This window comes from Aerosakkonema sp. BLCC-F183 (assembly GCF_041929145.1).
Lineage (GTDB): Bacteria > Cyanobacteriota > Cyanobacteriia > Cyanobacteriales > Aerosakkonemataceae > Aerosakkonema.
The window spans coordinates 83,597-105,776 of record NZ_JBHFNU010000104.1 but is presented as its reverse complement, the minus strand read 5'-3'; the positions used below and the strand labels follow the sequence as shown (position 1 = coordinate 105,776).

Genomic DNA, 22,180 nt, shown 5'->3' with positions numbered 1-22,180 from the left:
CCCCGTGACCGGCTTGTGGATGAGCGCCGTGGGCATTGTCGGCTTAGCCCTTAACCTGCGGGCATACGACTTCGTATCCCAAGAATTGCGGGCGGCTGAAGACCCAGAATTTGAAACTTTCTATACCAAGAACATTCTGCTTAACGAGGGGATTCGCGCTTGGATGTCTCCTGCCGATCAACCTCACGAACACTTTGTATTCCCTGAGGAGGTTTTACCGCGTGGTAACGCTCTCTAATACTTCTGGAATCGCAGGTAGCAACCGCGACCAGGAATCGTCCGGTTTTGCCTGGTGGTCTGGAAATGCCCGTTTGATCAATCTTTCCGGTAAACTGCTGGGCGCTCACGTTGCTCACGCCGGTCTGATCGTCTTCTGGGCTGGAGCGATGACTTTGTTTGAAGTCGCTCACTTTACGCTAGAAAAGCCCATTTACGAACAAGGCGCAATCCTGATCCCTCACCTTGCCACACTGGGCTGGGGTGTTGGTCCAGGCGGTGAAGTTATCGACACTTACCCCTACTTCGTAATTGGTGTTCTGCATCTGATTTCCTCTGCCGTTCTCGGTCTGGGCGGTATCTATCACGCCGTTCGCGGCCCAGAAACCCTGGAAGAGTACTCCTCTTTCTTCGGGTACGACTGGAAAGATAAGAACAAGATGACGACCATCTTGGGCTTCCACCTGATTATGTTGGGTCTTGGTGCCCTGCTGTTGGTGGCGAAAGCAGTCTTCTTCGGCGGAGTGTACGATACCTGGGCTCCAGGCGGTGGTGATGTTCGCGTTATCACTAACCCGACACTGAACCCGGCTGTGATCTTCGGTTATTTAACCAGGTCTCCCTTCGGCGGCGATGGCTGGATAGTCAGCGTCAACAACATGGAAGATGTGATCGGCGGTCACATCTGGATTGGCCTGATTTGTATTGCTGGTGGCATTTGGCACATCCTCACCAAGCCTTTCGGCTGGGCTCGTCGCGCTTTCATCTGGTCTGGAGAAGCTTATCTCTCCTACAGCTTGGGCGCTCTGTCCCTGATGGGCTTTATTGCTGCTTGCTACGTCTGGTTTAACAACACTGTATATCCCAGCGAATTTTACGGCCCAACCAACGCTGAATCTTCCCAAGCGCAAGCTTTCACCTTCTTGGTGCGCGACCAACGCTTGGGTGCTAACGTCGGTTCTGCACAAGGCCCAACCGGTCTTGGTAAATACCTGATGCGCTCTCCTACTGGCGAAATCATCTTCGGTGGTGAAACGATGCGCTTCTGGGATTTCCGTGGCCCTTGGTTGGAACCCCTGCGCGGCCCCAACGGTCTTGACCTCGACAAGATCAAGAATGACGTTCAGCCTTGGCAAATTCGTCGTGCGGCTGAATACATGACCCACGCTCCTAACGGTTCCATCAACTCTGTGGGTGGCGTTATCACCGAAATCAACGGTTTTAACTACGTTAACCCACGCGCTTGGTTGGCAACCTCTCACTTTGTATTGGCCTTCTTCTTCTTAGTTGGTCACCTCTGGCACGCCGGTCGCGCTCGCGCTGCTGCTGCTGGCTTTGAAAAAGGTATCGATCGCGAAACCGAGCCAGTGCTGTTCATGAAGGAACTCGACTAGGTTGTCAGTTTAGTTTAACTTTACTCTCTCCTATAGAGTGATAAGGCTCCTGCTTAAAGGCAGGAGCCTTTTTTGTATTTATGTCAAAATTCGGCTTTAAACCATTGATGGAGCTTAATATATAAACTGATTGGTAATTGCTGGATGCTAGTGTGCCATGCGCGATTCTGATTTTACGGGTGCTTTGAAATGGACGCCTGAAGCTCAGGCAAAACTGAAAAATATTCCTTTTTTTGTGCGATCGCAAGCTCGACTGCGAATTGAGCAATTGGCGCGGGAAGCAGAACAAGATGTGGTGACCGCTGAAATTGTCGAACAGGCACGGTTAGAATTCGGGCAGTAGAACTTCCAAACTCTTATGTTAAAGTACGACCCCCTAATGTGTTTGCCTTCTTCTGAGGAGCTACCCGATTCTGACGATAAACCTGTAGATAACGAACTGCAATATTTAATTCCCACGCTGCTAAAAGCAGTATTGGCTGTTTTTTGGGCCGATCGCATGGATTGGTTTTTCGGCGTTGATATGGGAGTATACTACGATCCTCAAGAGCCTGCTGTTGTACCGGATGGGTTTTTGAGTTTAGGAGTAGAGCGAGTTTTCCACGAAGACTTGCGCTTGAGTTATGCCATTTGGGAAGAAAGGCAAGTTCCGATTTTAGTGTTAGAGGTTGTTTCTCAAAAGCAAAGAGGAGAATACAACACTAAGAAAGATTTGTATGCGAATTTAGGTGTTTTGTATTATGTAATATATAATCCCCGTCGTCGCAGAAAACCTACTTTAGAAGTGTATCGCTTGGTGAATGGAGACTATGTTTTACAGCCAGGAGATAGGGTTTGGTTGCATGAAATTAATTTGGCAATTGGTAGAGAGAAAGGAACTTTTCAGGGTATAACGCGGGAGTGGCTGTACTGGTATAACGAACAAGGAAAACGATTGCTGACACCGGAAGAAAAGGCGCAAAAACTGGCGGATATGGTGCGGCAATTGGGTGGAAATCCTGATGATTTATTTAACTAATTTCTGCTTCGATTAAGTCAATTAAGTTCCATTAGGCTGAATTTTCGATAGATTTCAGTTATTTCTGGGCTGTCTTCCACATTTCATAGAAGACACTCCACTCAAAGAAATCTATTTCGTCTCCTAATTCTCCTAACCGAAAGCGTTGGTAAAATTCATCAGATGACATTTGATATTGTGATTCAAAAGCTTTTAATCGATTTGACAAATCCAAAACTTCTGGTTGAACGGATTGAGCATCTGTTATTGTATTTGAGTATTTATCCGCTATCAGATAGGCAGGAAGATGGCATAAAATATGCTTTATGAGCTAAAAATTGACTAATATGACTGAACAACAAATCGAGCTAGCGTCACTGTTGGCGAAACTGGAACAACTCGAACAAGAACAAATAGTTGTAAAAAAATATGTTAAAGGTCTTAAACGCGAATTAGATAAACTAACAGAACAATTCAACGCTCGACCTGAATTAGTGCGTTTGGAAACTTCCGAAAGAGAAATTGCAGACCTTCAAAAGCGATGCGATCGCCTATCTAATTTTATCTCTGGTAATGATGACTCTGAGATATCCTATGCAGTAACAAACAGTGTGCTGACAAAAGATATAGGGGATAATATTAATGATGGCGATCGCGTGATGGTGAATATAGAACGGCTTGATGAGCAAATCCGCCAAGAGTCGATCGCACCAACAGTAGTTGCAGAATCCCATCAATCAATTTTACAGGAAACTACTGCATCTGGGAATGATGTTGAAACCTACCAAAATCAGGATACTGATGCAGGTAAACAAGAACAAAAAGTCAGTGTTTTCAGTGATGAAGAATTCAAGATTGAGAGAATGTTGCTGCTACTAATGAGAGATGATACTGATGAAGAAGAGAGTCAAGAACCAGGTATTAGCGCTGAGGAATTTTTGAGTCGGTGTGAAGAGGGAGAAAGAGATTTTATTGGAATTAACTTAGCAGGAGTCGATTTAAATGAAAAATCTTTTCCACATTATAGAAATCTGAACCTTAGTCAAGTCAATTTGAGCAGAGCCAAGCTAAGAAAGGTAAACCTATCTGCTGTAAATCTGAGTGGAGCAAATCTCAGAGGGGCTGAACTTTGCGAGGCAGATTTAAATTACATAAATCTGAACGATGCAAATCTAACTAATGCAGATCTTCGTAAAGCAAAAATGTATGAAGCTAAGTTGGGTAAGGCAAACCTTAGAAATACAAACTTAAGCTTAGTGAATTTGCAAAGAGCAAACCTAAGTGAAGCCAATTTGATTCGGGCAAATCTTAGCCGTGCGGATTTGTCTTTGCAAGCAAACCTTAATGATGCAAACCTAAGTCAAGCTAACTTGAGCGGTGCAAACTTGAGGAAAGCACAATTGATGAATGCAGACCTAAGTAATGCCAATCTTAGTAACGCTAATCTGTTAGAAGCAAATCTAGAAGGAGCAAACCTTCGGGGAGTTAACCTTCAAGAAGCAATTTATAGCACGGCGACTATCTTTCCCAAAGATTTTGACCCTGTTAAAGCGGGTGCTTATTTAATTGCTCCTAGCTCGTCACTGCAAAATGTGAATTTAGCTGGTAATGATTTGAGTCAAGTAAACCTAACTGGGGCAAACTTGAGCGGCGCAAATCTCAATTCAGCCAAACTTTATAGTGCAAACTTAAGTCAAGCAAATTTGAATGGAGCAAACTTAAGCAAGGCAAATTTGAGTAGTGCAAAATTGCTTCAAGCAAGTCTTTGGAATGCCAACTTAAGCGATACAGATTTGAGTAGTGCAAACCTAACTGCTGCCAATCTTAGAAAAGCAACGCTGATGCAAACAAATTTAAGCGGAAGCAACTTAGCTGGTGCAGATATAAGCCAAACAGACCTGAAGAACGCACTAAATATTTATAGTGCAAACTTAAGTGGTGCTAATCTGACAGAAGCCAATCTTCTGGGACTAAGCCTAAATAGTATCAAGCTGAGTGGGGCAAACTTGAGCGGTGCAAACCTTTGTGGAACACAATTGAACGGGGCAAACTTAAGTGGAGCAAACCTGACTTCAGCAGATTTACGTGGGGCAAACTTGGAGAACGCAAATCTAGAAAAAGCCAATCTTAAGGGAGCAAACATTAATGGAGCAATCTTGAATAATGCAAAACTTACTGGTGCAATTATGCCTGATGGAACGACTCACGAGTAAAGTTTATCAAGCTTGATAAATATCAAAAAACCAGTTTCTTTTGATTAATAATCGAGAATTTGGTTGCTAGCATTCTCAGAAACCCGGTTTCTTCAAGAAACCGGGTTTCTTTTAACTTCCATCTCCTTAATCAGAAGATTATCCTCCAAATCTAGCCAATATTTCCTCGCGAGAAAGAGTCAGCAGCAATTGAGTTAACTCACTTGGCGGTAGCTGTAACATAGGCGTTATAGTTCTGGTTAATCGATCGTCCAAAGCGCCAAATCGAACTCTCAGAAGATTTTCCACCATCTCCCGCCGTTCTTCTTGTCTACCTTCTTGTCTACCTTCTTGGCGACCTTCTTGGCGACCTTCTCGTAAAGTATCTTCGCGCCAACGTACATAAGCTGATGATAAGTTCATAAGCAATTCCTCCTCGTCTTCACTTAAATTTTGACTCGTTTCTAAACCGATCAATAGTTCGCTGAGATACTGCTTGGCAAATTGGTCGTGAAAGTTTCTCGTCATTCTCCCACCTTCATCGCTGAGACGATCGCCTGCTGACTCACCGCCTGATAAACTGTATCTAAATACTTCATCACAGTTTCAGATGGTGCTGTTTTTGAGTCGGCATTTTCCGTTGCATCGTTTGCCAAAGGAATCGTTCCCAAAACATTTAAAACTGTTTCGCTACTTGGTGGCGGTACAATCACAACTAGGGAAGATTCTAAAGGCTCGTCGTATTGCCAAAAATGCTCAATTTTTAGAGGATATAGAGGTTGGGAAGTTTGTGTTTCTCCCCCACTTTTTTGCTCCTGGGCACCTCTACTTCGCATTTGCCGGATTGATTCGAGAATTTGTTCTTTCGTGCGTCCGCGTAGCTGAAATAATACGAAGGGGTCTTCACCGAAGCGATCGGCTAACAAATAATACACCGCGCCAATATGTTTGCAGGTAACAGCTTTGTCGGGACAACTGCATTTACTGCGTACATCATCCAGCTTAAATGGAAACAAACTCAAACCATTTGCGGTAAAGACTTTTTCAATGTTAGCTGGCATTTCTCCTGCTAATAGTTTAGCAGAATATATCGCCTTTTCTGACATTGTTTCAATCACATATTGCCACTCTTCATCACTGAAAGAGTCCAGCCATATCGAAACTTGATATGGTTCTATTTCTGTTCCCTGAACTCTGGCAAAAACTTTTTGTCCTGGAAATTCTATACTGCGGACATTTCCTTCTCGCGCATAAACACGCGCACGTTCCAATCGCTTTTTGAAACGATAGGAATCTAGCAATCCCAACCACTGCTCTACCCACCATTCGCGGCTGATTTCAGTGTAGTTATCTACCATTATGCCTCCTCTTCAATTACAGCAGTGCGATCGAGCAATAGTAAGTTGCGAAGTTGGTCGGTATCCAGTTCGGTCAACCACTGTTCGCCAGCATCTACAACTTGTTCCGCCAGCGCTTTTTTACTTTCAATCAAATCGTGAATTTTTTCTTCCAAAGTGCCAGTGCAAACAAATTTATGCACTTGTACATTTTGCTTTTGACCGATACGAAATGCTCTGTCTGTTGCCTGATTTTCTACGGCTGGATTCCACCATCTATCGAAGTGGAAAACGTGATTTGCTCGCGTCAAATTCAGACCGACACCACCAGCTTTTAGCGACAGAATCAGCACTCTCGGCGCTTGGGGGTCGTGCTGGAATCTGTCGATCATTTCCTCGCGTTGATTTTTGGTAGTGCTACCATATAGAAACAGCACTTCTCGCCCAAGTTGTTTCTCCAAATGCGGTTTGAGCAGTTTACCCCATTCCGCAAATTGGGTGAAAATTAAAGCGCGATCGCCCTCCGAAATCAACTCCTCCAACATTTCTTCCAAACGCTGAAGTTTGGCGGAACGATTTTGGTTACCCAGACTATTTTCTTTCAAAAATTGCGCTGGGTGATTGCAAATTTGTTTCAACTTTACCAGCAGAGCCAAAATCATTCCTCGTCGCTGAATCCCTGATGATTCTTCAATTTCAGCCAGAGATTCTTGTACCAGTTTCTGATATAATTCAGCTTGTTCCGCCGTCATGCCGCAAAATACAGTCATTTCCTGTTTCTCTGGCAAATCCTGAATGATTTCGCGGTCAGTTTTGAGGCGACGGAGGATGAAAGGTTGCACGAGCGATCGCAATGTCTTCAGCGAATTTGTATCCCCGTACTTTTCAATGGGAATCGCAAATCGTCGCTGGAAGAAATTGCGCTGTCCCAAATACCCAGGATTGAGAAAATCCAAGATTGACCAAAGTTCTTGCAGCCTGTTTTCTACTGGCGTTCCTGTCAGCGCGATCCTAAATGAAGCATTCAACTGGCGCACCGCTTGCGACTGTTTCGCCTCCGAATTTTTGATATTTTGAGCTTCATCTAAAACCACACCTTGCCAAGCAACGCTCTGCAAATCTTTAGCATCTCGAAATGCTAGCGCATAACTGGTGACTACCAAATGCTTATCCTGAACAGCTTTAGCAAAAGTCTTTCCTTTTGCGCGTTTATCGCCGTGATGCACCAAAACTTTTAACGTCGGGCCAAATTTCTTAACTTCGCGTTCCCAGTTACCTAAAACAGAAGTTGGACAAACTAACAGTGTTGGTTTTTCCAGTGCATCTTGTTCTTTGAGATGCAGTAGAAAAGCAATAGCTTGAATGGTGTTATGGCAAAGAATGTTGTTGGCAACAAAATTGTGATGTTCGCTCACCTCAAAATCGTACACCCAGCCATCGTAATCGATATCTTCAATTGACTCGATTTGGCAATAAAAAACTTCGCGATCCAGAAGAGATTGCACGTTTTGTCTAGTTAGACTCAACAGTTGTGTATCTAACTGCGCGTAAGCTTCCAGGGTCTGAGTCGTCCATTTAGAAGGTTTTAGCTGCCGATATTTTTGCTCTGCTTCCCCACTCAGGATGCGATCGAATCCAGCGACAACTCGCGATAAGCTGGTGTGCGAAAATTGCTGCGATCCGTTGATATAGACATTGTTAGGGATGCCAAAATGCCGTATGGGGAGCTTTGTTGACTCAACTATCTGAGCCATTATATCTGAAGCTGGAATTCCTTCTACATTAGTGTTGCTTACCCGTTCGCAAATATCTGCTAATTTTCGCTGTTTGTCTGGATTGCTAAATCCTATTTCTTGCAAAAACCTGCGGGCGCTATTTCCTCCCAGTGTGCCAATGTAATAAGTACGAAAAATTCCCGTGCCATTAGTAGCGCGTTTTTGTTTGGCTGCTATCCTTAACCAAATACCAAAGCGCCGGAGTAGTGTCGAAAGTTGCTGGATTAATAGGGGTGATGCTGTAGCGATTTCGATACTCCGCATACTGGCAACTACGGCAGATTCAGCATCGAAATAATTTCGCAGGAAAATACGCACGCTATTCAAATCTGCCTGCATGATAAAGGGGGGAATAGATTTGTCACGCGATCGCTTGCCCCATTGATACCCCTTACTTTCTAGAAATCGTCGATACGCCTGACTGTTTATCTGAAGGACAGGAACTTTTCCCGGAAACATTCTGATGCCAGGATGATTGATTTTGAGGTTATAGCGCTTACCGATTCGCTCAAATATTTCGAGTAATTCTTCTAAGCGCCCGATATCTTTTTGCGATATCGTCACTGTTCCCCCATTCTCTATTTCGTAACCTTCGCCGATTTGCCAAGCCAGAAACTTAACTAGATCTGGATCTTCTGCTTTTCCTTTCCAAACTAACTCGCCCGGTACGCAGACGTAATCTCCTACTAAGAGGTTATTTGTCCAACCTTTATCAGTCAGTAATTTGTGACGACGGGTAATAGCGATCGTGCTGCCATCTTTTAGCGTTACTTTCCGCAATTTTTCCTGCACTTGCTGTCGGTAAAGCCGTCGGATGGGAGCCAGTACAATTTGACCTGTATTATTGTCGATCGCATTCACAAGCAATGACTCAGCGGGAGTAGCCCAAAATCCCTCGCCGTCGAACTCTGCATCTTCAGAATAAGCTTCCCAAATTTCTGCTGCTTTTCGCAGCATTCCATTCACAAAAATGAGAGAATCTGGACTCAAGCATTTCCCCAATCCCATATCATCCGCCAGACACGCACCCAAACCCCAGCGTTCCAAGAATGCTAACCAACCGGCACCTAATGCTTGGTAAGGACGCAATTCTCCTTTAAAGCTAGAGGGAGGATCGATCGCCTCAACTTTTTTACTTCCTGTTAAAGTTGATATCAATTCCTGTAGCGCCCCCGATGCTTCAAAACTGACGACTGGCAGTTTTTCAATTGTCTGAGAATCGCCGCTACTGAGGCGCAAAGCATCTTCCAGCGATAGAGACATTTGCTCTTTTCTAGATGCAAAAAATGTTTGCGCTGCTTTGATATCTTGAGGTCGCAATTCTACCCATTCCCCGTTGATTTCCACCAAGGGAGTCTTGAGGGCTACTAACTTGTCAAATTCTTTTTTGTTCAGTCTTTGTCCGCCAATAGATAATTCCCATTTGAAATTCAGCAGACTTTGCAAATTCAAACGATCGTTCTTTTTAATGTCGGGACTTTGTGCGCTGATGCTCAATCCCAAACGACTTGCCCAACCTTCCCGATTTGTTAAACTGGGCGGTAAAACTACTCCCAATCCACTATCTTGAAAACGCCAAGCACCATTTTTGATAAATTCGTAAGCTTGTAATGGGTTGAGGTGACAAGAATGGGGAGTCGGAGTTTCCAAACTGGGTTCGATAATTGGCAATAAGCGAGAAGCTAATCCCAACCCTCTGAGTAAAGTTTCTTGAGGTAATTCTATTATCCTTCCTTGGAAAGTCAGACGTTCGACTGGATTATTCCAAATGGTTGTCGCATCTACTAAAAATTCTGGGTCGTCAACTGCTTGCAAGCAATATTCCAACGTCCAATCTTTCTCGCCGGATGTTGGGGGAAGAACCTTAAAGCAGGTGTTAAATAAAGTCTGACCGGCCAAGAATGGTTGCAGCGGCGCAGTCCAGGCGTTGAGGGTTGCTTGCAGACGTTCTGTTGCTTGAGGTTCTGCTGTCAGGGTGGCAGATTCGCTTCGCAATGCTTGCAGCCACTCTTTCAGCAACGGTTCTGTATCCGGTGGGGAATTCGTCTTTACCACAGTTCGCACTTGCGAGTCAATGGTGCTGCTCAAAAATGCTAGCAGCAGTTCTCTGGGTTCTGCGGGTAGGTTAACTGCGATCGATTCTCCACTTTCTCTACTATTTTGATATGTGCGACAAGCGGCTGGCATTTCCTGAGCAAATCTTTGCAAACGAGCGCGATCGGCGGCACTATCGAGAACGGGTTGCCAGCTAGCAACGGCAGAGCGATCGTCTCTCTTTAATCCTGGTAAAAATTTACACCTTGCCAGTAAATCGACACTCCAACGGGCGATATGCGACCAAAACCGCAAATCTCTGCCCAAAAACGAATCGGATTCGTTGACGGAACCGAGGGGGAGAGCAGTTAAAAATGCGATCGCCTCTCGTTCGTTCAAACAAAACCCTTCGACTTGCCAAGGATATAAAAGGGGTGTTCTCTCATCTGTAGTTTCTGAGACTTCGGTCGCGGAATGTACTGGTAAAATTGCGCCTTGATTATCTTCGGAAATATGAGTGGGTAATGCCAACACTTGCGAGTGCTTGCGCCACGAAGATGAAAGATGATTTCTGTTTTCTGCGATCGTTTCTTGGCTCTGCCTTTTAGCGCCTCTACCTTTTTTAGGGGAACCTTCTTCTGTAACGAGTGCATCAACCGGTAAGACACCGCTTAGATGCGGTAAAGATTTCAAGTAGGCGGTCAGCTCGTCTGGAGTCATCGCCAATGGATGAAGCGATACTCCGCCAAGTTGAGAAGACGCCTCAGCCGCGATTCTACGCCAAGTTTCTCCCCAAATAAATAGATAACCACCCTGAGTTTGAGGTAACCAGTTACCGTGTAAAACTGCCATTTATAAACTGCTCAGTTATTGCCTTAGTTGAACGATGTTAGCAATTGTTAATTGCTTATTTTTAATAACTAATTTAATACTTAAAGCTGAGATTTGTGGCGAATTTTTGTAAATGGCAAGTATTTATCATTATTTATTAAAAAATTTCGCTCGCATAGAGTTATAATAGAGTATTGGGAAAAAAGGTTAAAATTATCTCCAAAAAAAAGAGTTGTGCAATGAATTTATTGTACAACCTAGCTGGCGAGCTTGGCGCTCTAGTCTGTAGGCGGGTTAGCGGATCGGGAAAATTGCCCCAGAGTGACGCTCCGCAAACCTATGCCCTGATTTAGCCTGAAAAATAAAAAAAGAATAAAAGTCAGTCAGGACGTTCTTAATTCCGGCAAACACAAGATTTGTCAGCCTTTCATCCCCCAGCCCCGACGCCCAGCGACAAGTTTTACTGCCTCAATTTGTGGCATAATCGTTAATTCCAGACTATTAGGGGCATTCACCGAATGGCTTGTCTAGTAGTGCGCCAAATTGATGCAATTCGGGGTTGCCTTGGCCAGAAACCGAGTTTTTGTCAAAAATCCGGTTTCTCGAACTCCTAAGCCCCTCACATCGCCCCAAACCCTAGAAAGTCTGAGAACAGCACTGGTGTATCAGTGCTAGGATTGCCACAGATAAAGAATTGTGATAGAGCAGGACCGAATGGTAGAGATAGACAAATCAATATCCTTTGACGGAAGGGATATTAGACTAAAGGTTGGCCTCCTTGCACAACAGGCCGATGGTTCGGTATTAATTCAATCCGGGGATACAAGCGTATTAGTAACTGCTACCCGCTCAAAAGCAAGAGAAAATATAGATTTTCTCCCTTTATTGGTAGATTACGAAGAAAGAATGTATGCTGCGGGTAGAATTCCAGGCGGTTTCTTGCGACGCGAAGGTCGTCCGCCAGAAAAAGTAGTTCTCACAAGCCGTCTGATCGATCGCCCCCTACGACCTCTATTTCCCAGTTGGCTGCGAGATGACATCCAAATTGTAGCCACAACATTATCGATGGATGAGCAAGTACCGCCCGATGTGCTGGCTGTGACTGGCGCTTCCGTAGCGGTACTATTGGCAAAGATCCCGTTTAACGGGCCAATGGCAGCGGTGCGCGTGGGATTGGTAGGAGATGACTTTATTATTAATCCCACCTACGCAGAGATGGAAGCTGGAGATTTGGACTTAGTGGTAGCAGGGTCTCCAGAAGGCGTAATCATGGTAGAAGCGGGGGCAAACGAACTGCCCGAAGCTGACATAATAGAAGCGATCGACTTCGGTTACGAAGCAGTCAGGGATCTGATTGCAGCCCAGCAAGAATTGATGAAAGAATTGGGTATCGAACTGACCCAAGAAGCGGCACCGGAAGTAGACGCAACACTGGAAAACTTTATTCGCGATCGCGTGAGCGAACCGATCAAAAACATCCTATCTCAATTCGAGTTGGACAAATCAGCTCGCGACCTAGCACTCGATGAAATCAAAGCAAGTGTAGAAACTGCGATCGCAGAACTCCCAGAAGAAGACCCCCTGCGCCTCATTACCGCCACTGAAAGCAAAGCCCTGGGCAACGTCTTCAAAGATATCACTAAGAAGATGATGCGCCGTCAGATCGTCGAAGATGGCGTCCGCGTTGACGGTCGCAAACTCGACGAAGTGCGACCTGTTTCCTGTCGCGTCGGATTGCTACCACGACGAGTCCACGGCAGCGGCTTATTTAACAGAGGACAAACGCAAGTTTTATCCGCCGTCACCTTGGGAACTCCCGGCGATGCCCAAGAAATGGCAGATGACTTGCACCCAGAAGATGCCAAGCGTTACCTGCACCACTACAACTTTCCGCCCTACTCAGTAGGAGAAACCAAACCGTTACGTGCCCCCGGACGCCGCGAAATCGGTCACGGTGCTTTGGCAGAACGAGCATTGGTGCCGGTATTGCCGCCGAAAGAGGTATTCCCCTACGTCATCCGCGTAGTGTCGGAAATCCTATCCTCCAACGGTTCCACCTCAATGGGTTCTGTTTGCGGTTCCACTTTAGCTTTAATGGATGCTGGCGTTCCCATCACCAAACCGGTCAGCGGTGCGGCAATGGGCTTAATTAAAGAAGGCGATGAAGTCCGCATTCTCACTGATATTCAAGGTATCGAAGATTTCTTGGGCGACATGGACTTCAAAGTAGCGGGCACCGATACCGGCGTCACTGCTTTGCAGATGGACATGAAAATCAACGGTCTATCAATGGATACGATCGCCAAAGCCATCAATCAAGCTCGTCCGGCACGACTGCATATCTTGGAAAAAATGCTGGCGGCGCTGGAAAAACCGCGCACCGAAATGTCGCCTTTTGCCCCACGTCTGCTCACCGTTAAGATCGATCCAGATTTGATCGGCATCGTGATCGGCCCTGGTGGCAAGACAATCAAAGGTATTACCGAAGAAACCGGAGCCAAAATTGACATCGAAGATGATGGTACGGTGACTATTTCTGCCGTAGATGTAGATAAGGCAGAACGTGCCCGCAGTATTGTCTTTAACATGACCCGCAAGCTGAACGAAGGCGATGTCTACGCCGGTCGCGTTACTCGCATTATCCCGATCGGAGCCTTTGTCGAGTTTCTCCCAGGTAAGGAAGGAATGATTCACATTTCCCAACTGGCAGACTACCGCGTCGGTAAAGTGGAAGATGAAGTGGCAGTAGGCGATGAAGTGATTGTCAAAGTGCGCGAAATTGACAGCAAGGGACGCATCAATCTCACACGCTTGGGAATTCATCCGGATGAAGCAGCGGCAGCTCGTGCTAGCGGCGGTCTGAATAAGAAGTAGCTTGACGCGATCGAGAATTAGCTAGCAGCTAATTGCGATGCTTTTCAGGGTCAGCTAATTCCAACTTGGGTAATGGGTAACGGGTAAAAAAACAATTATCAATTACCTATTACCAAGTATGATTTCCAATTACTTGTAATAAAATCGCTAACAAATTTCCCAAAGCAAAATATAAATAAATCGAAATAGCTGACTGTTGGCTATTATACCGAACCTTTAAAGATACCAGATTGTCACAGCAGAGAAGTAGAGAAGATAGAAATTTAGCTCTATAAATGCAACTAGGTATTAACAGTTAACGGGCAATCCTTAACAATTAAATTCTAAATTTATATGTCCCAAAACAGAATAACTGAACTCACCTCCGAACAAGAAACATTAATACCTCTTATTGGAGATAAGTGGGTAAAGATTGCTTTAGATACTTCACCTACAGACAAACAAAAAGCAGAGGAAGCGATTGTTCTTGCATATGTGTACTTAGGGTTAAAACCTCCTCAGCAAATTTTGTGGTTCGATAATCCTCTAGCTGCGGTTAATTGGATGGTCGCTAACCGATATAGCCTGCGGGAGGGTTTTATTAACTACAATATCTGGCTAAAATTGGAAAAGATAATAATTTATTTTGCTATAGAACGTTCTGTAGAAATACGCCTCATAAATATTTTACACTCAAAGTTGCGAAATATTGAGATTATTACACATGAAATTTTGGGTGCGGTTTGGGATGCCATAGATGAAGACTTGTTTGAAAATAACCGAAATTTTATCGAGTCGAATTTGTATATAGGCTCTAACGGGATATCTCAAGTACAATACCTAGCTTTTTATGAATACTTACAAACAATAGGAGTAGATTGTTCAAAAGTCAAAGGTATGTGGGAAGCTGCCAAACACTGCGCTCTGTGGTGGGATTTTAAACATATTGCTATTGCTACGCCCAAACCTAAAGCGATTGCCTTAGATAATGAAAGCAGGTTACACGCGGAAGGTAAACCCGCGATCGCCTACAAAGAATTTAACGTTTACGCCTATCATGGTGTGAGATTACCAGAAAAATACGGTGAATGCCACCTGAAAGAATGGAGATCGCAATGGATTTTAGAAGAAGATAACGCCGAACTACGCCGCGTATTAATTCAAGGGATTGGCTACGATCGGATCTGCCAGGAATTGCAGGCAGTCGAGTTAGATTATTGGCGAGAATATGTTTTGCTAGGTATAGAAGAAAGTATAGATGTTGAACCTGTTTATCTGTTGAAGATGACTTGTCCAAGCACCGGATACGTTCATATGTTGCGCGTACCGCCTAGCGTTAACTCAGCGCGGGAAGCAATTGCTTGGGTGAATTGGGGAGTTGACCCAGAAGAATTTGCTGTGGAAACCTAAAGTTCTTAGGAGTTACGCAACTGGCACAGAGAGTAGGGTGCGTCAGAGGCCCAAACCCTCATTGTATCGATCTATAACGCAAGTCTGAGGCCGATCTGAGGACGCAGGCGCAAAACGATCGCCCAAAAGCCTTAAACTGTTGTTTACGTTTATTGTTCGTCTCTTCAGAGTACCCGTGCGAAAAACCGTCATCGCTGGCAACTGGAAAATGTACAAGACCCAGGCAGAAGCCCTGGAGTTCTTGCAAGGATTCATGTCAAGCTTGGAAGAAACCCCGGAAGAACGGGAAATTGTGCTGTGCGCTCCTTTCACCGACTTGGGCATCATGTCCAAAAGTTTGCACGGTAGCCGCGTGCAGCTGGGTGCCCAAAACGTCCACTGGGAAGATGCTGGAGCCTACACAGGGGAAATTGCCGCCCCAATGCTCCTTGAAATTGGAGTGCGTTACGTCATCATCGGTCACAGCGAACGGCGTCAATACTTTGGCGAAACCGATGAAACTGTCAACAAACGGCTCCTAGCAGCGCAGAGTCACGGCCTTACGCCCATTCTATGCGTGGGCGAAAGCAAGCAGCAACGAGACGCGGGCGAAACCGAATCCCTGATCGTCGGTCAGTTGGAAAAAGATTTGATTGGCGTAGATCAACACAATCTCGTCATCGCCTACGAACCGATTTGGGCGATCGGCACCGGCGACACCTGCGAGACAAAAGAAGCCAACCGCGTGATCGGCTTGATTCGCAGCCAGCTAACTAATCCCGATGTTCCCATTCAATATGGCGGTTCTGTCAAGCCGGATAACATCGATGAAATTATGGCTCAGTCAGACATTGATGGCGTTCTCGTCGGAGGTGCGAGTTTGCAACCTGCCAGTTTTGCTCGCATTGTTAATTACAAATAATTGTTCTGGCTCGAATGGCAGTTACAAAAAGCAAAAGTTGCTGCTCAGATCCCCGACTTCTTCAAGAAGTCGGGGATCTAGATTCAGCTTATCTTAGTGCCATTCGTCCTCGGTCATCGGTCAAAAGTCATCATGTCTAAATGACTTTTGACTTTTGAGTTTTGACTTTTGACTTTTAAACTATGTTCAATTGGGGCGATCGTACATATCTGATGGGCGTTCTCAATGTGACGCCAGATAGCTTTAGCGATGGGGGAGAGTTCGATACTCTCGCAGATGCTTTGGCACAAGCTCGATATTTAATCGCAGCTGGTGCCGATATTCTCGATATCGGCGGTCAATCAACTCGCCCTGGCTCTGCTGAAATATCTTTACAAGAAGAACTTGACAGAGTAGTACCGATCGTGCAAGCTTTACGGGACGGGCAAGATGCCCATCCCACAATACGGATTTCTGTCGATACTACAAAAGCAGCTGTAGCCAAGGCTGCGGTTGCAGCTGGTGCAGATATAATTAATGATATTTCTGCTGCGACTTTCGACCCGGAAATGTTGCCGACAGTAGCACAATTGGGCGTTCCAATTGTGTTGATGCACATTCGGGGTACGCCGCAAACTATGCAGCAGATGACTGATTATCGAGATTTGATTGGGGAAATTTACGAATTTTTGGCAAGTCGAATTGCAGATGCGATCGCAGCTGGAATTAAACGAGAGAAAATTATCATCGATCCGGGTATTGGCTTTGCTAAAACTTATCAGCAAAACATAGAAATTTTGCGAAGATTAGCCGAATTTCGCGCTCTGGGCTGCCCGATTTTAGTCGGGCCATCCCGCAAAAGCTTTATCGGACATATTCTCGATCGACCAGACCCCAAACAGAGAGTATGGGGAACCGGTGCCGCTTGTTGCGGTGCTATTGCTTTTGGTGCTGACATCCTGCGCGTTCACGATGTTAAAGAAATGCGAGATGTTTGTCGCGTCGCCGATGCCATCTTTCGATTTTAGATTTTGGATTTTGGATTTTGGATTGAATTTTTTATGTCGTTTTTGACTTTTAAGTTTTTACTTTTGACTTTTGATTTTTGACTTCCCGACGCGCTATTTCTGTTTTCTCTCCTCATTTTCATTGTGAGAATTTAGCAACTCTGCCAGAGCTTCTGTCATCGCTTTCGGGTCCATAAACAGAATTTTGGAATTAGGACTTTCACCCAGTCTAAAGTTAGCATCGACAAATCTTTGGGCTAACAAAAACTGCAAAACTTCCTTACTGTTAGGTTGCGATCGCAAAGCTTCCGAAAGTCGTTTCATATATTCTAAAGTAGCTTCAGCCTCTAAAATAGCGGCGTGTTTTTTGATTTCAGCAGCTTTCTCTTGTTGCATCGATTCGAGAACCTTTGGCGCTGGTATAATATCGCGAATTTCCACGCGAGTAACCTTGACACCCCAAGGTTCTGTTGCTTCGTCCAATTCCTGCAACAGCGCTTGATTGATTTCCTTTCTTCCGGAAAAAGTCTCGTTTAATTCCATCTGACCGATTTCAGAACGCAACATTGTCAAAACCAGGTTTTGAATTGCCTCCTCAACATCATCAATAGCGTAATAAGCTCTTTTCAAATCCAAAATCCGCCAATACACAACAGCATCGGCTTTGAGAGAAACATTATCTTTAGTAATTGCTTCCTGGGGAGGAATATCCAGAACTCGCTCCCGTGTAGTCTCCTCGCAAACTATCGTGTCAAGGAAAGGAACTATGAAATTAACACCCGGTTTCAGCGTAGCAATGTATTTGCCCAAGCGCTCTACCAAAGCTTCATATCCTTGATTGATTATTTTGACCGAACCTATTAAGTAACCGATCGTCAGTAAGGCAATAGCGGCGAATATCGCTTCCATAAACAATTTCTCCTGCTAAACTTTTGCCAAGTTATCTGGAAAAGCAGCTATTGACAAATGGGAATTTCAATGCAGAATTCGGCTCCTGACCCTGGTGTGGAAATACACTTTAAAAAACCTCCATGTTTTTCGACAACAATTTGATAGGCGATCGCTAAGCCCAAACCAGTACCTTTACCGACAGGTTTAGTCGTGAAAAACGGATCGAACAAACGCATTTTGACATCTTCTGCTATACCTGGGCCATTATCAGAAATGCGAATCACAGCGCGGCAGGTGTCAGATGAGACGTAAGTGCGAATCCGAATACAAGGCGCGGGGGAAAATTTACTCATTTGTACCCCTTTGTCCCTCTGTTCTTCTGCCTCTTCAAGGGCGTCGATCGCGAAGCGTGACTCCAAAGAGTCAATCGCATTGCCGATAATATTCATAAATACCTGATTTATTTGCCCAGCATAACACTCGACTAAAGGCAGTTTGCCGTATTCTTTAATTACCTCAATACCGGAATGTCCGCTGTTTTTTTCCCAAGTTACTGTCTGAGAATGCAGTCGATGCTGCAATATTAACAAGGTATTATCGAGACCTTCGTGAAGATCGACCGGCTTCATTTCTGCTTCATCTAAGCGAGAAAAATTCCGTAAGCTGAGGACAATCTCGCGAATGCGTTCTGCCCCCACTTTCATCGAACCGAGCATTTTGGGCAGATCCCCGGTCAAAAAGTCGAGGTCAATAGCGGCGGCTAACTGCTGAATTGCGGGTACTGGTTCGGGGTAATGTTTTTGATAAAGTTCGATTAGCTCTAACAAATCTTGCAGATAGTCGCTCGCCGGGATAAGGTTACCATAAATAAAGCTAACCGGATTATTAATTTCGTGAGCGACACCGGCGACCATCTGACCCAAAGAGGACATTTTTTCGTTCTGAATCAATTGAGTTTGAGTTCTTTGCAATTCGAGCAAAGCTGCTTGCAGCTCGGAGGCTTTTTGGCGCAATTGTTCCTCTGAGCGACGTAAAGCTTCTTCCGCTTCTTTGCGATCGCTAATATCCATCAGCAATCCATCCCAAAGAATTTCCCCATTGTCTAACTTTTCCGGACGGGCAGCACCTTGTATCCACTTAATTTTTCCCGATGGAGTCATGCAGCGCCCCTCCCAGCGCCAAGGTTGAAGCTGTTGGGCAGAAACACCAATTAACTCGTTGAAGTGTTCTCGATCTTCTGGAGGAACGCTAGCAAACATCAGCTGCACGTTGTCTTGAACTGCTTGTGGTTCGAGTTCGTAAATTTCTCTCAAACCGGAGCTGATGTAGGGAAAACAGAATGAGCCATCTGGCCGCAATCGAAATTGATAGATAACTCCGGGCACATTGGCTACCAGCTTTTGAAATTTTGCCTCAGAAGCTCTTAGTGCTGCTTCTGTAGATGCGCGTGCTGCTTCGAGCTGTTTGCGATCGGTTATATCGCGAGCGTTAGCATAACACAATTCCTGTTCGGGAATAGAAATACCATTCCAGGATAACCATTTATAAGAACCATCTTTGCAAAGATAGCGATTTTCAAAGGCTATTGTGTCAGCTCCTTGAGATATTTTTTCCAATTCAAGCAGAGTTCCTTCGCGATCGTGAGGATGGACAAATTCAATAAAAGGTTTCGCTAGAAGTTCTTCTTGGCTGAAACCAAGTGTTTTTTCCCAAGCTGGATTCACTTGTTTGAAGTAGCCGTCGAAACCCGCAACGCACAGCATATCGAGCGATAGGGTAAAAAATCGATCGCGCTCTTCCTGAGCTTGCTTGCGGGAGGTAATATCGTTCTGCACGCCGATAAAGTGAGTCACCTGACCTTCGGAATTCCGCACTGGTGAAATTGTCAGCTCGTTCCAAAAGGTGGTGCCATCTTTGCGGTAATTCTTTAAAATTACCTGACAGTTGCGGCCTTCGCTGAGGCAAGCGCGAATTTGGGCCAAGGCAGCCGGATCGGTTTCCTGACCCTGTAAAAAACGACAGTTGCGTCCGATTACTTCCTGGGCCGAATAGCCGGCGATCCTTTCAAATGCACGATTGCAATAAATAATCGGTCTATCTGGCAAGGAACAGTCGCTAATCACCACCCCGACGCTACAGGCGTCGATCGCTTGCTCTAGCAGGCGCAGGCGATCTTCTATCCGTTCTGGCTCGTTAATGTAGCGGCAGACGACTGCTTCGTTTGAGTATTTGACTGATTCCGGGTTAGCTTGTTTGAGTTGCATGATTTCCTTAACCAGATTTTCTGGCTCTACTTCGCACCCCGTCAAATCTACGTCGCCTGCTAGCGCAAGCGATCGACCTTGTTCTAGTCTAAAAGTATTTAGCTAAAGGAAATTTACAATCAAATTTTTATAATTAATATAATAAAATATTTATGCTAAAATTATAGCCTTGTTTCTGTTAATATAACTAATAAAAATCAGTATTTCAAGGCCAAAGTGCTGATTTTAAAATTAGCCGATACAGAACGGGGAAAGTAAATTTAAGTTGGATTTTGCTAGAGCTTAACCCAACCGAGGCTTTCCTGAAGATAAAATTTATAATTTCCTACAAGACAGCTGCTAAATTCAGCCACTGAAAGACAATCGCAGGTAGCTCTGCATTTAGCCGCAAAGGTAATTGCGAGGTAGAGAGAGATTGGGCATAAGCTGGTGTCAAAAACGGTTCGTAGTTTTTTGCTTCCGGGGTCAGCTGTTTGATGAAAGCTAACGTCGTACCTTTAACCACTTGACGCAAAGGTTCGGCTTCTTCTCCAATTCGCTCTCTCAGTAGAGTATTTCTACCGTAATTGCCTGGGTTGCCAACGCTTAAATGAGTAGCGCCAATTGCTGTTAAAAGATATTTCGTACTGCCAAGCTGGGTAAAAGGTTGCAGCTGATGTGCGATCGCAGGTGTAAAGGCATCTTCGGTGCTGGCTAAAATCATGGTGGGAATGACGACCTTCCTCAGACCGCTGTTTCCCTGACTGGGGCGAGAAGGGCCAAACAGTTGACCGATGAGGGGGTTGAGCGCGATCGCAGCTGCTATGCGATCGTCCCGTAATTGCAGTTTGCGATCGGGCAGCTCGGCGGCGGCGCACTGCAACCACTCACCTGGAGAAGGTAGTAAAGGAGAATTTAAAGACAGATTTTCCCTGTTTCTACTATTTCCAGAACTTCTATTTGAATCGATAGCAAACATAGATTTACAAGCTTGCCGTAAATAATCTAAATTAACTTCGGCTCCACCCAAAGCTAAAGCAGTGTAACCTCCTAAAGAATGACCGATCGCAGTTACTTTTTGAGTGTTAATTTTGCCCTGTAATGCACCAGGTCTCTCATTTATTTTGGCCAGTTCATCTAATAAAAAGCTGACATCTTTAGGTCGATCGATAAATTCGCTGGGCGGTATTAAACTGCTGGGTTCACCGCTCACAGATGCTCTCGATACGGAAGTATAGTTACTACCGGGATGCTCGATAGATGCAACGACAATGCCGTGGGAAGCTAAGTGACGAGCCAAATATTCTAAAAAGGTGCGATCGGCACCAAAGCCGTGAGACATTACGACGAGAGAACCAGTGGAATTATCGCTGTAATAAATATCTACAGGAATGGTGCGATCGCGTTGTCGATCCTCAAAAGTTAGGGTTTTTTTGATTACGCGCTCTTCACCTGGGGCTGCTGGGTCAACAGATGCGCGAAAGGGGGAGGTTTCGACAGTTAGTTCCCGTTCTAATAAAGGGCCAAGAGCGTGACTTTGCCAATAGGAGGGGTTAAATTGAAGGGCGACAGCGATCGCCTCAGTCGCATCTACTGTCACGGTTTCACCAGGTAGCGATCGCAGAATTCCGATTAAGGTGATACCGTTTGCTTGTCGTGCTGCTACGGCTATGGCAGCTTGAATTTGCTCGATACTGAAGTCGGGTATAGCACGTTTCAAAGCTCTGAGTAACGGCTCTGACATGGGCGATCGCAACCAATTTTCGATAAATTTATCTGTTAGGTTGGGGTCGAGTTGCAGACGTTGAGAAAAAGCTTCTCGCACGCTGGAAGTCAGCAGAAAAGAGAAAGGTTTCAAAGCAGCAGATAACTCTCCCGTTTTGGCAAACCGATCTAAATCTGCTACTCTTACCGACTGCTCAAATGGGCCAAGGCGCAGCTTCAAGCGATCGACTGCTACAGCAGGTGCTGCTAGGGAAGTTAAAAGTAAAAATTCAAAAGTCAAAAGCCAAAAAAATAAATTAACTTTTTTTGGTTTTATATTTGCCATTTTTCCAATTTGGTTCGCCATATTTTTTGACTTTTGAGTTAATGAATTGCTCAGCTTCTCAGCCCCTGTG

At 45.0% G+C, this 22,180-nt stretch carries 15 protein-coding genes and 2 pseudogenes; 9 read left to right on the top strand and 8 right to left on the bottom strand.

The annotated features are described in order from the left end of the window. The 4 genes and pseudogenes from ACE1CD_RS31050 to ACE1CD_RS31035 form a co-directional block, all read left to right on the top strand. Nucleotides 1-238: pseudogene (locus tag ACE1CD_RS31050) on the top strand (photosystem II D2 protein (photosystem q(a) protein)); the annotation flags it as partial. Continuing rightward, a complete protein-coding gene (gene psbC, locus ACE1CD_RS31045; protein ID WP_374800710.1) occupies nt 222-1,610 on the top strand; it encodes a photosystem II reaction center protein CP43 in 1,389 nt (462 codons plus the stop codon). The pseudogene ACE1CD_RS31050 and the gene psbC, both read left to right, overlap by 17 nt. A gap of 157 nt (nt 1,611-1,767) precedes the next feature. Then, entirely contained in the window at nt 1,768-1,953 is a 186-nt protein-coding gene (locus tag ACE1CD_RS31040) for a PCP reductase family protein (RefSeq protein WP_374827252.1), read from the top strand. Between the two features lie 15 nt (nt 1,954-1,968). Continuing rightward, entirely contained in the window at nt 1,969-2,628 is a 660-nt protein-coding gene (locus ACE1CD_RS31035; RefSeq protein ID WP_374800706.1) for a Uma2 family endonuclease, read from the top strand. 58 nt (nt 2,629-2,686) lie between these two features. On the opposite strand, the gene ACE1CD_RS31030 is transcribed toward ACE1CD_RS31035, so the two are convergent. Continuing rightward, entirely contained in the window at nt 2,687-2,836 is a 150-nt protein-coding gene (locus tag ACE1CD_RS31030; protein ID WP_374827251.1) for a hypothetical protein, read from the bottom strand. A 118-nt stretch (nt 2,837-2,954) separates the two neighbouring features. Here ACE1CD_RS31030 and ACE1CD_RS31025 point away from each other — a divergent pair, with 118 nt between their 5' ends. Next, nucleotides 2,955-4,820, top strand: coding sequence for a pentapeptide repeat-containing protein (locus ACE1CD_RS31025; RefSeq protein ID WP_374827250.1), 1,866 nt, complete (start codon nt 2,955-2,957; stop codon nt 4,818-4,820). A 138-nt stretch (nt 4,821-4,958) separates the two neighbouring features. Here the strand turns inward: ACE1CD_RS31025 and ACE1CD_RS31020 are convergent, their stop codons facing one another. The 4 genes and pseudogenes from ACE1CD_RS31020 to ACE1CD_RS31005 form a co-directional block, all read right to left on the bottom strand. After that, entirely contained in the window at nt 4,959-5,327 is a 369-nt protein-coding gene (locus ACE1CD_RS31020) for a hypothetical protein (RefSeq protein ID WP_374800700.1), read from the bottom strand. Beyond that, nucleotides 5,324-6,157: an SWIM zinc finger family protein gene (locus tag ACE1CD_RS31015; protein ID WP_374827249.1), complete on the bottom strand. Its 834-nt coding sequence runs from the start codon at nt 6,155-6,157 to the stop codon at nt 5,324-5,326. The genes ACE1CD_RS31020 and ACE1CD_RS31015 overlap by 4 nt, the downstream gene beginning before the upstream one ends. Next, nucleotides 6,157-8,919 (bottom strand): SNF2-related protein, encoded by a 2,763-nt coding sequence (locus ACE1CD_RS31010; protein ID WP_374827254.1) that lies wholly within the window; start codon nt 8,917-8,919, stop codon nt 6,157-6,159. The genes ACE1CD_RS31015 and ACE1CD_RS31010 overlap by 1 nt, the downstream gene beginning before the upstream one ends. A gap of 231 nt (nt 8,920-9,150) precedes the next feature. Continuing rightward, nucleotides 9,151-10,098 (bottom strand): annotated as a pseudogene (locus ACE1CD_RS31005) (SNF2 helicase-associated domain-containing protein); the annotation flags it as partial. Nucleotides 10,099-11,490: 1,392 nt separating this feature from the next. Here ACE1CD_RS31005 and ACE1CD_RS31000 point away from each other — a divergent pair. From ACE1CD_RS31000 to folP, 4 genes are all read left to right on the top strand, one after another. Next, on the top strand, nt 11,491-13,650 hold the full coding sequence (locus ACE1CD_RS31000; RefSeq protein ID WP_374827248.1) for a polyribonucleotide nucleotidyltransferase: 2,160 nt from the start codon (nt 11,491-11,493) through the stop codon (nt 13,648-13,650). 333 nt (nt 13,651-13,983) lie between these two features. Further along, complete coding sequence (locus ACE1CD_RS30995) at nt 13,984-15,039, top strand: DUF6745 domain-containing protein (RefSeq protein ID WP_374827247.1); 1,056 nt, start codon at nt 13,984-13,986, stop codon at nt 15,037-15,039. 175 nt (nt 15,040-15,214) lie between these two features. Next, nucleotides 15,215-15,940: a triose-phosphate isomerase gene (gene tpiA, locus ACE1CD_RS30990; protein WP_374827246.1), complete on the top strand. Its 726-nt coding sequence runs from the start codon at nt 15,215-15,217 to the stop codon at nt 15,938-15,940. Between the two features lie 182 nt (nt 15,941-16,122). Next, nucleotides 16,123-16,947 (top strand): dihydropteroate synthase, encoded by an 825-nt coding sequence (gene folP / locus ACE1CD_RS30985; protein ID WP_374827245.1) that lies wholly within the window; start codon nt 16,123-16,125, stop codon nt 16,945-16,947. Nucleotides 16,948-17,040: 93 nt separating this feature from the next. On the opposite strand, the gene ACE1CD_RS30980 is transcribed toward folP, so the two are convergent. The 3 genes from ACE1CD_RS30980 to ACE1CD_RS30970 form a co-directional block, all read right to left on the bottom strand. Beyond that, nucleotides 17,041-17,835 (bottom strand): SPFH domain-containing protein, encoded by a 795-nt coding sequence (locus tag ACE1CD_RS30980; protein WP_374800690.1) that lies wholly within the window; start codon nt 17,833-17,835, stop codon nt 17,041-17,043. Between the two features lie 47 nt (nt 17,836-17,882). Continuing rightward, a complete protein-coding gene (locus tag ACE1CD_RS30975; RefSeq protein ID WP_374827244.1) occupies nt 17,883-20,081 on the bottom strand; it encodes a PAS domain S-box protein in 2,199 nt (732 codons plus the stop codon). A gap of 325 nt (nt 20,082-20,406) precedes the next feature. Further along, nucleotides 20,407-22,131 (bottom strand): alpha/beta hydrolase, encoded by a 1,725-nt coding sequence (locus ACE1CD_RS30970; protein ID WP_374827243.1) that lies wholly within the window; start codon nt 22,129-22,131, stop codon nt 20,407-20,409. Nucleotides 22,132-22,180 lie beyond the last annotated feature (49 nt).

What these genes read in the sequence shown, in the direction of transcription:
- ACE1CD_RS30995 (WP_374827247.1), top strand. Translation starts at nt 13,984, where the DNA reads ATGTCCCAAAACAGAATAACTGAACTCACCTCCGAACAAGAAACATTA.
- ACE1CD_RS30975 (WP_374827244.1), bottom strand. Translation starts at nt 20,081, where the DNA reads ATGCAACTCAAACAAGCTAACCCGGAATCAGTCAAATACTCAAACGAA.
- ACE1CD_RS31040 (WP_374827252.1), top strand. Translation starts at nt 1,768, where the DNA reads ATGCGCGATTCTGATTTTACGGGTGCTTTGAAATGGACGCCTGAAGCT.
- folP (WP_374827245.1), top strand. Translation starts at nt 16,123, where the DNA reads ATGTTCAATTGGGGCGATCGTACATATCTGATGGGCGTTCTCAATGTG.
- ACE1CD_RS30980 (WP_374800690.1), bottom strand. Translation starts at nt 17,835, where the DNA reads ATGGAAGCGATATTCGCCGCTATTGCCTTACTGACGATCGGTTACTTA.
- ACE1CD_RS31020 (WP_374800700.1), bottom strand. Translation starts at nt 5,327, where the DNA reads ATGACGAGAAACTTTCACGACCAATTTGCCAAGCAGTATCTCAGCGAA.
- ACE1CD_RS31010 (WP_374827254.1), bottom strand. Translation starts at nt 8,919, where the DNA reads ATGGGATTGGGGAAATGCTTGAGTCCAGATTCTCTCATTTTTGTGAAT.
- ACE1CD_RS31025 (WP_374827250.1), top strand. Translation starts at nt 2,955, where the DNA reads ATGACTGAACAACAAATCGAGCTAGCGTCACTGTTGGCGAAACTGGAA.
- ACE1CD_RS31035 (WP_374800706.1), top strand. Translation starts at nt 1,969, where the DNA reads ATGTTAAAGTACGACCCCCTAATGTGTTTGCCTTCTTCTGAGGAGCTA.
- ACE1CD_RS31015 (WP_374827249.1), bottom strand. Translation starts at nt 6,157, where the DNA reads ATGGTAGATAACTACACTGAAATCAGCCGCGAATGGTGGGTAGAGCAG.
- ACE1CD_RS30970 (WP_374827243.1), bottom strand. Translation starts at nt 22,131, where the DNA reads ATGGCGAACCAAATTGGAAAAATGGCAAATATAAAACCAAAAAAAGTT.
- ACE1CD_RS31000 (WP_374827248.1), top strand. Translation starts at nt 11,491, where the DNA reads ATGGTAGAGATAGACAAATCAATATCCTTTGACGGAAGGGATATTAGA.